13 protein-coding genes and 4 pseudogenes are annotated in these 13,301 nt (G+C 69.1%); 9 read left to right on the top strand and 8 right to left on the bottom strand.

Annotated elements, in window-relative coordinates:
* Positions 1–51 precede the first annotated feature (51 nt).
* A pseudogene (locus tag A6P39_RS41125) lies at positions 52–156 on the top strand (IS5/IS1182 family transposase); the annotation flags it as partial.
* A 258-nt stretch (positions 157–414) separates the two neighbouring features.
* Here A6P39_RS41125 and A6P39_RS41120 read toward each other — a convergent pair.
* A pseudogene (locus A6P39_RS41120) lies at positions 415–588 on the bottom strand (DUF6624 domain-containing protein); the annotation flags it as partial.
* Between A6P39_RS41120 and A6P39_RS41115 the strand changes: the two are divergent.
* Positions 582–722, top strand: a pseudogene (locus A6P39_RS41115) (GntR family transcriptional regulator); the annotation flags it as partial. The pseudogenes A6P39_RS41120 and A6P39_RS41115 sit on opposite strands and share 7 nt — an antisense overlap.
* Here A6P39_RS41115 and A6P39_RS41110 read toward each other — a convergent pair.
* Both A6P39_RS41110 and A6P39_RS41105 read right to left on the bottom strand, forming a co-directional pair.
* Complete coding sequence (locus A6P39_RS41110; RefSeq protein WP_067045676.1) at positions 704–898, bottom strand: hypothetical protein; 195 nt, start codon at positions 896–898, stop codon at positions 704–706. The pseudogene A6P39_RS41115 and the gene A6P39_RS41110 overlap by 19 nt on opposite strands.
* A 124-nt stretch (positions 899–1,022) precedes the next feature.
* Entirely contained in the window at positions 1,023–1,901 is an 879-nt protein-coding gene (locus tag A6P39_RS41105) for an alpha/beta fold hydrolase (protein ID WP_067045679.1), read from the bottom strand.
* Positions 1,902–2,034: 133 nt separating this feature from the next.
* Between A6P39_RS41105 and A6P39_RS41100 the strand changes: the two genes are divergently transcribed.
* Positions 2,035–3,981 carry an AfsR/SARP family transcriptional regulator gene (locus A6P39_RS41100; RefSeq protein WP_067045752.1) on the top strand — a complete coding sequence of 649 codons (1,947 nt, stop codon included), beginning with the start codon at positions 2,035–2,037 and terminating at the stop codon, positions 3,979–3,981.
* A gap of 109 nt (positions 3,982–4,090) precedes the next feature.
* On the opposite strand, the gene A6P39_RS41095 is transcribed toward A6P39_RS41100, so the two are convergent.
* Entirely contained in the window at positions 4,091–5,284 is a 1,194-nt protein-coding gene (locus tag A6P39_RS41095; RefSeq protein WP_079133370.1) for an MFS transporter, read from the bottom strand.
* A gap of 42 nt (positions 5,285–5,326) precedes the next feature.
* On the opposite strand from A6P39_RS41095, the gene A6P39_RS41090 reads away from it, so the two are divergent.
* A complete protein-coding gene (locus A6P39_RS41090; protein WP_234378893.1) occupies positions 5,327–5,968 on the top strand; it encodes a CGNR zinc finger domain-containing protein in 642 nt (213 codons plus the stop codon).
* 306 nt (positions 5,969–6,274) lie between these two features.
* Here the strand turns inward: A6P39_RS41090 and A6P39_RS41085 are convergent, their stop codons facing one another.
* The 3 genes and pseudogenes from A6P39_RS41085 to A6P39_RS41075 form a co-directional block, all read right to left on the bottom strand.
* On the bottom strand, positions 6,275–6,568 hold the full coding sequence (locus A6P39_RS41085; protein ID WP_067045683.1) for a hypothetical protein: 294 nt from the start codon (positions 6,566–6,568) through the stop codon (positions 6,275–6,277).
* 41 nt (positions 6,569–6,609) lie between these two features.
* Positions 6,610–6,804: pseudogene (locus tag A6P39_RS41080) on the bottom strand (galactose oxidase); the annotation flags it as partial.
* A 60-nt stretch (positions 6,805–6,864) separates the two neighbouring features.
* Complete coding sequence (locus A6P39_RS41075; protein ID WP_079133371.1) at positions 6,865–8,058, bottom strand: S53 family peptidase; 1,194 nt, start codon at positions 8,056–8,058, stop codon at positions 6,865–6,867.
* Between the two features lie 626 nt (positions 8,059–8,684).
* On the opposite strand from A6P39_RS41075, the gene A6P39_RS41070 reads away from it, so the two are divergent.
* The 5 genes from A6P39_RS41070 to A6P39_RS41050 all read left to right on the top strand — a co-directional run bounded on the left by A6P39_RS41070 (position 8,685) and on the right by A6P39_RS41050 (position 12,507).
* Entirely contained in the window at positions 8,685–8,834 is a 150-nt protein-coding gene (locus A6P39_RS41070; RefSeq protein ID WP_159396045.1) for a hypothetical protein, read from the top strand.
* A gap of 93 nt (positions 8,835–8,927) precedes the next feature.
* A complete protein-coding gene (locus A6P39_RS41065; RefSeq protein WP_067045687.1) occupies positions 8,928–10,244 on the top strand; it encodes an aminotransferase class I/II-fold pyridoxal phosphate-dependent enzyme in 1,317 nt (438 codons plus the stop codon).
* 35 nt (positions 10,245–10,279) lie between these two features.
* On the top strand, positions 10,280–11,173 hold the full coding sequence (locus A6P39_RS41060) for a dihydrodipicolinate synthase family protein (protein WP_067045689.1): 894 nt from the start codon (positions 10,280–10,282) through the stop codon (positions 11,171–11,173).
* Positions 11,174–11,294: 121 nt separating this feature from the next.
* Entirely contained in the window at positions 11,295–11,864 is a 570-nt protein-coding gene (locus A6P39_RS41055) for a DinB family protein (protein ID WP_067045691.1), read from the top strand.
* A 67-nt stretch (positions 11,865–11,931) separates the two neighbouring features.
* Complete coding sequence (locus A6P39_RS41050) at positions 11,932–12,507, top strand: YdeI/OmpD-associated family protein (protein WP_443053034.1); 576 nt, start codon at positions 11,932–11,934, stop codon at positions 12,505–12,507.
* 51 nt (positions 12,508–12,558) lie between these two features.
* Here the strand turns inward: A6P39_RS41050 and A6P39_RS41045 are convergent, their stop codons facing one another.
* Positions 12,559–12,795, bottom strand: a complete 237-nt coding sequence (locus tag A6P39_RS41045; RefSeq protein ID WP_234378894.1) for a response regulator transcription factor — start codon at positions 12,793–12,795, stop codon at positions 12,559–12,561.
* Positions 12,796–13,301 lie beyond the last annotated feature (506 nt).

Raw genomic sequence — 13,301 nt, 5'->3', positions numbered from 1 at the left:
TCGTGCTGTACGGATCCCGGCGTGTTCGACGAAGTCCACGCAGCCAGGGCGAAGAAGAACTACAAGATCCTCCGCGATTGCCGCCGGCGCGGCGACGGCCCTGATCACGCGGTCAAGGCCGTCGCACACATGCACAACCTCGCCCTCGTGGCGTGAGCACACAATCCCATTCACGGGCTCTGACCTGCCCGAGCGCAGATCTTTGACGCGAGTACGCGCGGCGGCGGCGTCATCGAGGATTTCCACGATGAAGCCTTGTGCGGTCAGCGCCGTGGCGGCCCGCTCCAGGCGCTGCTCGGGCGCCGGTTCGGCGAAGGGTGTCGCCAGCAGTGGAGCAGGGTCTGTCCGGCGGATCATCGCCCGCGGCAGAAGAGCCCGGGCGGTGATCCACCGGACGCGACGGGGACGGGGGCGTTACGCCATGGAGAACTTGGCGACGTACTCGTCGAAGGGCTCGATACCGACTTCCGCACGGAGTTCGTCCATACGCTCGGGCTCCTCACAGGGCCACGGAACCGGTGACCCGCCCTTCACGCCGGCGATCTGAGTGCCGTAGACCTGCTTGCGGCCCTCACTGACCAGACGGCGCCAAGGAACACCGCAGGCTGGAGGAGGCAGCGCTGGACCGCGACGCCGACACCGCAGCCGCGGTCCTGATTCAGCACCTCACCCTGACCGCGGCTGCTCTGACCGACGATTCGGGTCAGGCCACCTGGGTGTAGGAGAGCTGCACGTTGATGACGCCGCTCCGAAGCCGTCGTGCGGGTGGCTGGCCGCCCTCCTCCGCTGTGCGGTCGGGTCGGTGAGAGTTGTAGTGCTTGGTCTTCTGGTGACGAGTCCGGTTGCCGACGATGCGGGCGAAGTCACCGGACCGGTAGCAGGCGCCGTTGTCGGTCACGACACAGTGGTGCCGTGGGCGGCAGACCAGACTTTCGCCCGAGTGAGGATCGCCGGTGCGGCCCCATCGCGCGGAGCGGCAGAGCCTTCCGTGAGTGCGGCCGGTATCGGCCCGTCAGGGGCGATCACCGCTTCACCAGGCTCAGTATCAGCGTGGTGATGTCCTCCGGAGCCTCCTCGGCCATGAAGTGGCCCGCCTGGGTGGTGAAGTGCTGAAGGTCGGTGGTCCACGGCCGCCAGGTCGCGGCGGCGTCGAACCCCAACTGCCGCCCCCAGTCCTGCTGCACGACCGTCACCGGCATGGTGAGCCGGTTGCCGGCGTCGAGGTCGGCCTGGTCATGTTCGATGTCGACGGTCGCGGTGGCGCGGTAGTCGGCGACGATCGACGCAACGGCGTCCCGGCATGCTCGAAGGTACTCGGCGCGCACTTCCGCGGGGATCGTCCGGGAACTCGTGGACCAGACCTCGAGGAAGTGACCGAAGAACGCGTCGGCGCTTCTGGCGATCATCTGCTCGGGCAGACCGGGCGGCTGGGCCATCAGGTACAGGTGGAAGGCCACCGCCGCGGTGACCCCGTGGAGGACGTTCCAGGTGTCAAGGGTGGGAACGATGTCCAGGATGCCCAGGTGGCTGATCCGATTCGGGTGATCCAGGCCGGCCCGGAAAGCAACATGCGCGCCGCGGTCGTGCCCGACCAGCGCGAACCGGTCGAACTCGAATACGTCGGCCAGGCCGACGATGTCCGCGGCCATCGTCCGCTTCGAGTAGGTGTCCTCGGCGACCGCTTCCGGCTTGCTGCTGGCGCCATAACCGCGGAGATCGGGGCAGACCACGGTGTGGTGCTCGGCCAGGGTAGGAGCGACGTGCCGCCACATCAGGTGGGTCTCGGGAAAGCCGTGGAGCAGCACGATGGCCGGTCCTTCGCCGCCGACCGCCGCGTTCAGCTCCACACCGTCAGCCACACCGATCGACCTGGTCTCGAACCCCGGAATGCTGATGCCCATCGTTGTCGTTCGTCTCCTTCGCCCAGACTGGTGAGTCACTGCTGCTCACACGTGAATGAATGAACGAGAGGAAGATCGGAGAGCCGGGTTAGCAGTGGATCAGCAGCAGACCTGTACCGACGACAATGAGGACATGGAGATCCTCGTCAAGGTGCTCGGACCGATCGAGGTCACGGATGCCGAGGGCCGTCCTGTACTGGTGGGCAGCCAGCGTCGCCGGGAGCTTCTGGGACGGCTGGTCGCGGCCGGCGGCTGGGCCGTCCCGCTGCCAGTGCTGGTCGATGATCTCTGGGAGGACCCCCCGCCCACAGCGGCCGGGACGGTGCGCACCTTCGTCGCCGAGCTGCGCCGCGCCCTCGAACCCGATCGCCTTCCGCGAACCCGGTCGCACACCATCGAGACCGTCGGTACCGGATACGCCTTGCGGGTTCCACGGGCAGACGTCGACGCCCACCGATTCGAGGACACCCTTCGGGCCATGCGCGACGCACTCAGCGGCCAGGCTGCCGGTGCGCTGAGCGAAGCGCTCTCGTGGTGGCGGGGTGAGCCGTACGCAGACCTCGGCGCCTCGCCCTGGCTGACGGCAGAGCGCGTCCGCCTGACAGAACTTCACCGTCAAGCCGTCGAGCTGCGTGCCCGGGCGGTGCTCGACCTCGGGCGTGGTGCGCCTCTCGTCCCGGAGCTGGAGGCGTTCGCCACCGCACACCCGTGGCGGGAGCATGCCTGGGTTCTGCTTGCCCATGCCTACTACCAAGCCGGCCGCCAGGTCGAGGCGCTGGCCTCGCTGCGTGACGCGCGAGCCAGGCTGCTGGATCGGTTCGGACTGGAATCGGTGGACAGTCTCGACTGTCTCGAACGTGACATTCTCCGGCATGCTCCGCACCTCACGCCCGCGCCCCGGGACGAGGACCGGCTGCGCCTGCTCACGCGCACGGAAGCGACGGGGACCTACACCCGGCTGCGCTCGATGAGCACCGTGGCCAGGGCCGCCGCGGTCACGGGCGGCAGCAATCTGGTACTTGCCCAAGAGCAACGCGCCGCGGCAGCCGCGGAAGCAGAACGGACCGAAGACCCCAGCCTCACTGCCCGCGTGATCGCGGCGTACGACGTCCCCACCATCTGGACGCGTGCCGACGATCCCGCACGGTCCAAGGCCCTGGTCGCGACCACTCGCCGCACTCTGCACCGACTTGGGCCAGAGGCTCCACCCGCGCTTCGAGCACGTCTCCTCGCCACCATCGGGCTCGAGCATCGCGGAACCCGCGACCGCTGGGCCGCCGAGGCGGCGACCGAAGCCGAACAACTCGCCCGAGAGCTGCACGACCCCAACGTGCTGGTACTCGCGCTCAACGCCCGATTCGTGCAGTCCTTCCAGCGCCCCGGGCGCACCGGCGAGCGCGACGTGATCGCCAGGGAACTCATCGATCTCTCCAGACGGCATGATCTCCCGATGTTCGAGATCCTTGGCCATCTGATCAAGACCCAGGTCTGCGCGGCCCGCGGCGACACCGAGACCGCACAACGGCACGTCGTGGCGGCCGAGCGGCTCGCCACCGTCCACGAGACCCCACTCGTTCACGTTCTCACCACCGCTTTCCGGACAATGCAGCTGGCAGAACGATCGAACGACCCCGCCGAGGTCGTTCACGCCTATCGCACCATGGCCACCGGTCTCGCCGGCGCTGGCATGCCCGGGGTAGAAGCCGGTATGTTCCCGCTCGCGCTCCTCTCACTCCGCATGCGCCACCAACGTCCCGCGCCGACGGACCCCGCGCTCGACTGGGGCCCCTACCGGCCCTGGGTCCAACCCCTCCTCGACCTCGCTCACGGCAACCTCGCAGCGGCCCGCCAGGCCGCCGCCATCCTGCCCACACCCCCTGCTGACCATCTTTATGACTCACTCTGGGCCGTCAACGCACATACAGCGATCCTGCTCCACGACGAATCACTCGCCACACAAGCGCACGACGCCCTGTCCCCTCTGCGTGGCGAGATCGCGGGCGGAACAACCGCCATGATCACTTTCGGCCCTGTCAACGACATCCTCGCCACCCTCGATCAGCATCTCGGTCGGCGATAACGCCCACTCCTCGAACCGGCACCTCTGCAGTCCAGCCCGGACCGTACGACCTGCACCTGGACGTCGGCTTCAGCCCGCTGCGCGGCGACAACTCACCCTGGGCCGACGGCTACGGACAGGCAGCTTGATCCCGAGCGAGAGTCGTGTTCCGTTCGCGGCCGTCGTCGGCGGTGCAGATCCAGACAGGGTGCAGGGCCGCGAGGATCAGACACGCGAAGGACATGGAGCACCACAAGCTGACAGTTCCGGCATGCTCGAGCAACTGTGTGCCGACGAGCGGGGCGGCGATCCCGCCGATGCCCCAGCTTGTGCCGTACACCGCCAGGTATCGCGCCCTTCCGGCGGCGGGGGCCAAGCTTGCGACGAGTGCGTACGCGCGGCCCACGAGGAGCAGGTCGCCCAGGCTCCACGTGACGGTTGCCGCGATGTAGACGAGCAGGCTGTGAGCAAGCGCGTATCCGGCAAGGCCGAGGGCCATCATGAGGTAGCCACTGGCGAAGGCGGCGGGTGTCGGGAGTGTGGCGATTCGCTTGAGCCTCAGTAGCGGCTGCCCGGCGGTGATGACGAGGGCGGACGTGGTGAACAGGAGTCCTGCGTCGGCGGGTTGCAGTCCGCGGAGTTCCAGGGACAGCGGCAGCGCAATCATGATCTGGAGATAGACCACCGCGAACAGCGTCCCTGCCGCGAGCATCACGAGCAACGAACGATCTCGCCAGGGGGCGACCGTGGCCGCTTGCCGGGTTGCCGCTGTCGGGGCGCGGTGGTCCGCGGGCAGCACCAGGTGCACGGTCAGCGCACACAGCAGGCAGGTGAGGGCATCGGCCACGAACAGCCATCGCAGGTCCCAGCGCCCCAGCCCGGCCGCCAAAAGACCCGCGCCCATGCCGGCCACTGCCAGGGCCATGTTCAACAGGCCATAGGCGCGGACCTGTTCGTCTGGCGCCACGACATCCGCGATCATCGCCTGGCTGGGCGGTTCGTAGATCTCGAAGGCCAACCCCATCAGCACCGCGAAGCAGGCCGCCGGCACCAGGCCACTGGCCGAGGCGACGCCCAGTTGCGCCACCGCGCACCCGGTCAGCCCGACCACGATCGTGCGGCGCCGACCGATACGGTCGGCCAGGCGACCGCCGACCAGGCGCGAGGGGATCGTGGCGAGCCCGAAAGCGGCGCTGATGTATCCGGCGACAGCGGTACTGGCACCGAAGCTTGTCGTGATCAGCACGGTGAGGAACGACAGCGAGAACGCCCCCAGCCGGTTCACCGCCCGCGCCGCAATCAGCAACCGCACCGTGCGCGGCAAGTGTCTCCGGCTCTGCGCAGACCTCACGAATCCCCCTCGCGCGTGACCGGCGAAATCACTATCGTCGGTTACACATGCACGCTAGAGACCTTAGGAGTGACCGGTCAAGTGATGTTCGATGGTCACGTGACGACGTTGCTCGATGCGACCGTCTCCCTCGTGAATACGCTGACCGACGGCACCCGGCAGGGCCGCCCCTACACCGCTCCCCACGGGGACCGGCTCCCGCAAGCAATTCACGAGGCGCTGCCGCTCTCGTCGGATCGCTCCACGATCGTCCCGGACCACGCCGCCTATCTCGCGCGCACCGCCCAGCAGATGCGGGCAGTGTTCGAGGCCGTCGACAGGGGACACATTGATCAGGCGGCCCAGCTGGTAAACGCCCTGCTGCGCACCACCGGCGCCCGCCCGCAACTCGACTGCGTTGCCGGCGAGCCCTGGCAAGTTCACTTCCATGGCTCCGACGACAGTCTCTCCGTGGGCTGGAGTGCCGGATGCGCCACCGCTCTCGCCCTGGCGATCGGCAGCAACCTCGCCGGACGCCTCGGCGTCTGCACAGCCCCGCACTGCGACCGCGTGTACGTGGACGCTTCCCGTAACACGGTCCGCCACTTCTGCTCCACGGCCTGCCGAAGCCGAGTCAAGGCAGCGGCCTTCAGGGCCCGTAAAGCGGCGCGGAGCTGAGTGCCTTTCGGCTCCGGTGCCGGGCTGTCGGCATTCCTCGTTCCGGCTGCCACCTGCCGCTTCTGTCGTCAGACGAACGAATTGTGCTGCTCGAGGAGCATCATGTCAGCACCTGGCACACTACGGCTCCGGCCCTTGTACGGCTTCAGCCACACCGTCCTGTGGAGCCACCTCGCGCTCGGCCCGGCCTGGGCAGGGGCGTTCGGCACTGCCGGGCCGGCCGTCTTCCGCCTCAGGACGCGGAACCGTACACACTCGAGGTAACGGCGTCACCGTGCGAGCGGCTCGTCGAGGTGTGCTGCGTGCTCACCTCGTCTCCGCTGAGAAATCCACCGTTCCGGTCGCACCGAACAGGCGAAGCAGACTCACCCGGAGCGCATCCTCGGCAGCCGCGTCAGACATGCGGTCGGCATCCCGTTCCGCACTCGCGGTATGAGCGAGCGTGATGGTTGCTGCGACCAGCCAGTCGACCCGGCACACGTAGCAGTCCGGCATCGACGGCGCGGACAGACCCGGCTCAACTGCCGGTGAATAGGCGTACGACGTCGTCGGAACCACCAGGCTGACCCACACGTGTTCACCCACGTCCAGGTCGCCCATGGTTGCGGTTGTCGGGGACCGTGACCTGGATGCCCGCCGCCCTCAAGGCGCTGCTCGAACACGCCGGGCCTGGTCTTGGCCTTGTCCGCGAAGAGCGAGTCGCCGCCGAAGGTGAGGACGCGGCCGTCCGGCAGGAGGATCGAGCCGGAGCGGCAGTTGCGGCCGACCTCGGGGTCGGCGACCCGGCGCGTCGTCCCGGTTCCGGCGTCATGGATGCGCGCCTGGTGGACCGTAGACGGCCGGGGCCCGCGCAGCTTTGCCATGCTGCTGCGCGGGCCCCTGGACCCGTGCGTGGGTCAGCCGCGGTGTGCGGCGCTCACCAGGTCAGGCAGGAGCTTTGCCGCGTTCGGGGTGCCGAGGCCGGTGACCGGGTCCCAGCCCTTGGTCGCCGGGTAGCCGGGAACGGTGGGGTCGGCGGTGTTGTTGCCGCTCGTCGTATCGTTGAAGTCGACGGCGTACTGGGCCGGGTTGGCTCCGATCCGGTACAGCGCGGGGTTGATCAGGCCGAGGCCGCCGCCGTTGATCTGATCGGCGATGGATACCAGGCCCGCCCACTGCGGGCACGACAGCGAGGTGCCCCCGATGTCGTACCAGCCGGTGCTGCACGGTGAACTTCCGCACTTGAGACCGCTGTTGCCGTCGGGCGGCAGCGATACGTAGACCAGTGCGCCGGTGCTGGGGGCGGCCTGCAGACTCACGTCCGGAACACCGCGTTCGGCCCCGATTGCGGTGCTGCCATCGGGAAGGGCGCCCGCCTGGTAGTCCGGCCGGTCGAATATCCGACTGTAACCGCCTCCGGAGAAGGTCCAGCCCACCTCCGACTGACCGGTGTCGGTACCGCATACAGCTGGTTTGTCGGCGCTGTCGGTGACCCGTGCGCCGGTCGCGCCGGGGTCGGTGCACAGGTACGTGCCGCCGACACCGGTGACCAGCGGGTCGGAAGCGGGCCACTCGACAGACGGGTACGGGATCAGGGTGCCGCCCGACTTGACCGGGGTCTTGGTGGAATCCGCTGTCCCGTTGTCACCCGAGGACCCCAGGACCGTGACGCCGTTCTGTGCAGCCGACTTGAAGGCGTACCGCAGGCTCTCCAGCGACTGGCTGCTGCCGAAGGCTCCCTCGGCGGAGGCGAAGGACTGCGATATGACCGTGGCCATGTGGTGGTTGATCACGTACTGCTCGGCGGCCATCATCTGCGGGAAACCCTGGACGCCGAGGGTCTCGGCGGTCGGTGTGGTGACGAGCAGGATGTTGGCGCCCGGCGCCATCGCGTGCGCGGTCTCGACATCGAGGGCGACTTCGAGCGCCCAGGCACTCTTGTCCTCCTGGCCTGTGCCCTTGCTGGTCGGTGGCGGTGCCACGGTGGCCGGAGCACCCTGAAGGTGCAGTTCGTCGAACTTCGGCATGCCGGCCTGGCAGGGCACGCCCTCCTCGCCGCACATCGCGGCCACCCCGAAGGCCTGGTCGAAGACGTGCAGGTCGTGGGCCATGGTGTCACTGCCGTACGAGTCGACGATCGCGATCGTCTGACCTCGGCCGTCATAACCGGCCGCATGGAGCGGAGTGACGTTGTAAGCCGCGCGTATTGCCTGGGGGCTGAAACACCGCCGCCCCGCAGAGGCGCACTGCGCCTGCGTCGGCGGTATCTGATCGGACGTCAACTGAAGATAGTCGGCAACGGTCGGATGCATACGAGGGTAGGTGGCCGACGAAGCGCTGCTAGGAGCGGACAAGGTGCCTGTCACCGCGAGCGCGAGGCTGCTCGCTGCGATGAGCAGCCATGTTCTTGCGGGTGGAGCCATCGAGAGTCCTCCTGGGGGTACCGAAGGGGACATGCCCTGACCCGGACCGCGCGTGGGTCAGCACGCAGCGGTCCGTTGGTACGTCCGCCCAGGCAGGAGGGGGGTATGTGAAACAGCTGTGCGGACGGGCAGAGTGTACGGTCCTGTGGTTGCCCCTACAACGGTCTTGGGATCAAAGGCTTTCGGGAGTGTTCCGCCTCACGGCAGCAGCGCGTCCGCCACCAGGAACGGCCCGAATACCACTCGCCCGCTGCCCCGTCAGTTCGTCGGATGGGCGCCGCGCCTGCTCGCCCAAGTGGTGCACCGGTGCGAACGTGATCGTGCAGGTCGTCACGCGCCCGGCCACCGAGGACATCGATGCCCCCGACCTGATCCATCCCGGCCTGACCGGCCAAGGCTTCCAGCCTGCCGAGATGACGCCGTTGACCGGAGTCGCCCCCGTCGTCACCCGAACCCACCGGTGAGTCCGGCACCGGGGAAGGTGCCGGACTCGCCTTCGCAGCGATCTCGGGTTTGACATAGGACAAAGTGCTAGAGTCGGTTGCGGAGGTGTTCACGTGCCGATCACAGGTACGACCGCGGCGGAGATCGCCGGCAGTGTGCGAGACCAGGTCGCGTCGGGCGCGCTCACGCCACGGGCGATGCTGCCGCCGGTGCGGGCGCTCGCCGCCGAGCTGGGAGTGAACCGGAACACGGTCGCCTTGGCGTACCGGCGGCTCGTCGAGGCCGGGGTGGCCGAGACGCGCGGCCGCGGTGGCACGGTGATCTCCGCGGTGCCGCAGCTCGCCCGCGAGGGCGTCGGCGTCAGCGGCGATTGCGTCGACCTGGCCAGCGGAAACCCCGACCCGGTGCTACTGCCGGACATCCTGGCCGCGGCCCGCAGCGGGCACTACTCCCAGCCCCTGTACGGCACGCCCGCCGTCGACGAGTCACTGGCCGAATGGGCCGTCGGTGATTTCGCCGAGGACATCGAGCAGCCGTTCCGGACGCTGGTAGCGCACGGAGCGGTCGACGCCACCGAACGGCTCCTGAACGCCCACCTCGCCCGCGGCGACATGGTGGCGGTCGAGGACCCCTGCTTCCTGGCGAGCATCGGCACGCTGCGGCTGAATGGCTACCAGTCCGCACCGGTCCAGGTCGACGGCGCCGGCATGCGTCCGGACGCCCTGCGGGCCGCACTCGAAGACGGCGCCCGAGCGGTCGTCTGCACGCCGCGCGCCCACAACCCGACAGGTGCGAGTCTGACCGAGGAGCGGGCCGCCGATCTGCGCGCGATCCTCTCCGACCACCCCCAGGTCCTGGTGATCGAGGACGACCACTTCTCGGCCGTCTCCGCACGGCCGTACCACCGGATCACCCCTGCGACCACGGCGCGCTGGGCGCTCGTGCGGTCCGTCTCCAAGTTCCTCGGCCCGGACCTGCGTCTCGCCCTTGTCGCCGCCGACCCGGAGACCACCGTGCGCCTGGAGGCGCGGCTGAGCGCCGGCACCACATGGGTCAGCCGCCTCCTGCAACACACCGCCCACGAACTGCTCGTCGATCCCGGCGTGCAGGAACTCCACGAAAAAGCCCGCGCAGCCTACGCGCACCGCAGCAGCCTTCTCATCCAGCGGCTGCACGCCCACGGCATCGAGGTGCCCCACCGGCCCGACGGACTGAACGTATGGGCCGAACTCGACGTCGACAGCCGATCAGTGGTCCAAGCCCTGGCCGAGCGGGGCTGGGCCGTACGCCCCGGCCACCTCTTCGTCCGCGACCCGTCCGCCCGCCAAGGCGCGATCCGGATCACCAGCTCCACCATCACCGAGCCGCAGGCCGAGGCATTCGCCACCGAACTCGCCGCGGTCATCGCCGACTTGCGCACAGCGCCCTGACAGCCCGACGCGCACCCCACCTTCACGGAGTCACCATGTTCCACGGCCTCAGCGCCTTCCCGCTCACACCCACCGACGAGGACGGCATCGACACCACGGCGTACGGCGCGCTCGTCGCCCGCCTCGCCGCCGCCGGCGTCGACTCCGTCGGCGCTCTCGGCTCCACCGGCGGCTACGCCTACCTCACCCGCGAGGAGCGGGCCCACGCCCTGAAGATCGCGGTCGAGGCCGCCGAGGGGACTCCCGTCATGGCGGGCATCGGCGCGCTTCGCACCTCGCACGTCCTCGCCCTGGCCGAGGACGCCCAGAAGGCCGGAGCCTCCGCGGTGCTGCTCGCCCCGATGACGTACCAGCCGCTCACCGAGGACGAGGTGTTCGGCCTTTACGAGGACGTCACCCGCGAGCTGTCGGTGCCGTTGTGCGTGTACGACAACCCGGGCACGACAGGTGTGCAGTTCAGCGACGAACTGCACGGCCGGATCGCTCAGTTGCCGAACGTCGCCTCGATCAAGATCCCGGGTGTGCCCGACGATCCGGCACAGTCCAAGGCCCGGATCGACGCGCTGCGAGCGCTGATCCCCGACACGGTCACCATCGGTGTCAGCGGCGACTGGACGGCCGCCCGTGGCCTCAACGCCGGGTGCGATGTCTGGTACTCGGTGATCGGCGGCACCTTCCCCCTGACCGCGCTCGCCCTGACCCGCGCCGCTCAGGCCGGTGACGCCGCCTCCGCCACGGAGCTGTCCGACGCCCTTGAGCCGCTGTGGGCACTGTTCCGCCGCCACGGCAGCCTGCGGGTCATGTCCGCCGCCGCCTCTCACCTCGGGCTGACGGGCGAGCCGAACCTGCCGCGCCCGCTGCGCGGGCTGGACGAGGCCGCAGGTCAGGACGTCACCGAAGCGCTGGACAGCCTCGGCCTCACCCGCTGAGCACAGCCGCCGTGAACCAGCGGCGTCCATCTCTCGGTGCGGCACGCTGACGCGGCCCGCGGCCGGCAACGGCGACCGCGAGGGTCGCAGCCAGATCTCCGTTGTTATGTAGCGTGCGGACATGACAAGAAGCGAACGGCTCGCAGAGCAGCTGGACTGGTACTGGCACAAGAATCTGCGGCCGCGGCTGGACGGTCTTACCGATGAGGAGTACTTCTGGGAGCCGGTGCGCGGCTGCTGGAGCATCCGGCCACGTGGCACGTCGGCCGCACCGATTTCGGCAGGTTCGCGGGAGTGGACGATGGACTTCGCGTCCCCTGACCCGGTGCCGGCGCCGGCGCCGGTGACCACGATTGCCTGGCGGCTGGCGCACATCATCGTCTCCTGCCTGGGCTATCGGGTCGGATGGTACTTCGGCGGCCAGGACGTCGACTCCCAGACATTCGCCTACGCGGGGACCGCTGACGAGGCGCTGAAACAGCTCGATGAGATGTATGGGAGATGGAACGCGGGGGTCCGCGAACTCTCGGACGCTGACCTGGAGAATCCGCCCACGGTGGGTCCCGAGCGGTTTCCCATGGAGAACAGGGTCCTGCACGTCAACAGGGAGCTGATCCATCACGGCGCCGAGATTTCCCTGCTGCGCGACCTCTACCGCTGGCAGGACGGAGCCGTACCGCGCCGAATGTGACTTTCCTGCATCCGGGGCCAAGTCCGAATGCCTCGTGACAATCGGCCGGGTGTGGTTCGCTGCTGGAGTGACTCAGGACTTAGAGATCGTCGCATTCGAATCCGCCGAAGCATTCGAGGCATGGCTCGGCGAGAACCACGCCGACTCCCCCGGCATCTGGCTCAAGCTTCGTAAGAAGGGCTCCGGAATCGTCGCGCTGGACTACGCCCAGGCGCTCGACGTGGCACTCTGCTACGGCTGGATCGATGGCCAGAAGGCCAAGTTCGACGACCAGTGGTGGCTCCAGCGGTTCACCCGGCGGGGGCCGCGCAGCAAGTGGTCCAAGGTCAACCGGGACAAGGTGGCCGCCCTGATCGAGCAGGGCCGGATGCGTCCACCGGGGCAGGCCGAGGTCGACCGCGCCAAGGCGGACGGCCGCTGGGAGGCGGCCTACGACGGCGCGAAGACCGCCACGGTGCCGGACGACCTCGCGGCGGCCCTGGCCGCCGACCCGGCCGCTGCGGCGTTCTTCGAGACGCTGGACCGGCAGAACCGCTTCGCGATCCTGTACCGGATCCAGGACGCCAAGAAGGCCGAGACCCGGGCGCGCCGGATCGAAAAGTATGTAGCGATGCTGGCGAAGGGCGAGAAGCTGCACCCGTAGCCGTGGAGAGGGCCCACCGCTCGGAAGTCGTGCTGTGGGCCCTGACCGCCGTCAGCTCCCTGCAGGCTGGTCGCGCTGCTCGTACGTCCACACCGCCAGCTGCGTGCGTGAGGTGAACCCCAGCTTGTCCAGGATGCGCTCGACGTGGTTCTCTGCGGTGCGCTGGGCGATCGTCAGGCGCGCCGCGATGTCCTTGTTGGTGAGGCCCTCGGCGACCAGCTGCGCGACCTGGCTCTCGCGCCGCGTCAGCCCTGGCACCCCGGCCCCGTCGTCCAGTACGTAGGCCATCGCCTCGTCCACGGTGGCGCGCGCCCCGCGGCGAAACTCCCGGTCGAAAGGCGGCGGCGGGCAGCGCCTCCCGTACCGCGGCCTCGAAGCGCAGATGCTGCGCGCGCATGAACGGTGCCGAGCCGAGCCGCCCGCCCAAAGACTCCCACAACAGGTGCAGAACGCCCAGCAGCCGGGCCGCGCGCCGCGGGGCGTCCTGGGTGCTCCATGCGATGACCTCCACACACATGGCCACGTCCCACCAGTCCTGGAACGGGCGCAGCCGGTCGATGGCCGCCCTGGCGTGCGCGATCGCGTCGGCGGGCGCGTCCGCGCGCCGGGCAAGCAGGGCGCGGGCGAGCAGGGCCATGCCGTGCAGCCATGACTCGTCGTGCGCGCGGGCGGCCGCCTCGACCTCGCCGCACGCCTCGTCGGCCTCGGCGACCTCACCTCCGTAGGCGTGCGCGATGGCGAACTTGACCCGGCATTCGAGAGCCGCGTCGAGGCAGCCCTGCGCGCGGAACTCG

It is taken from the genome of Streptomyces sp. FXJ1.172, assembly GCF_001636945.3.
Taxonomy (GTDB): Bacteria; Actinomycetota; Actinomycetes; order Streptomycetales; family Streptomycetaceae; genus Streptomyces.
The sequence above is the reverse complement of the archived record's forward strand: the minus strand, read 5'-3'. Positions and strand labels throughout refer to the sequence as shown.

What these genes read in the sequence shown, in the direction of transcription:
- A6P39_RS41105 (WP_067045679.1), bottom strand. Translation starts at nt 1,901, where the DNA reads ATGGGCATCAGCATTCCGGGGTTCGAGACCAGGTCGATCGGTGTGGCT.
- A6P39_RS41100 (WP_067045752.1), top strand. Translation starts at nt 2,035, where the DNA reads ATGGAGATCCTCGTCAAGGTGCTCGGACCGATCGAGGTCACGGATGCC.
- A6P39_RS41085 (WP_067045683.1), bottom strand. Translation starts at nt 6,568, where the DNA reads ATGGGCGACCTGGACGTGGGTGAACACGTGTGGGTCAGCCTGGTGGTT.
- A6P39_RS41075 (WP_079133371.1), bottom strand. Translation starts at nt 8,058, where the DNA reads ATGGCCCACGACCTGCACGTCTTCGACCAGGCCTTCGGGGTGGCCGCG.
- A6P39_RS41060 (WP_067045689.1), top strand. Translation starts at nt 10,280, where the DNA reads ATGTTCCACGGCCTCAGCGCCTTCCCGCTCACACCCACCGACGAGGAC.
- A6P39_RS41055 (WP_067045691.1), top strand. Translation starts at nt 11,295, where the DNA reads ATGACAAGAAGCGAACGGCTCGCAGAGCAGCTGGACTGGTACTGGCAC.
- A6P39_RS41045 (WP_234378894.1), bottom strand. Translation starts at nt 12,795, where the DNA reads ATGGCCTACGTACTGGACGACGGGGCCGGGGTGCCAGGGCTGACGCGG.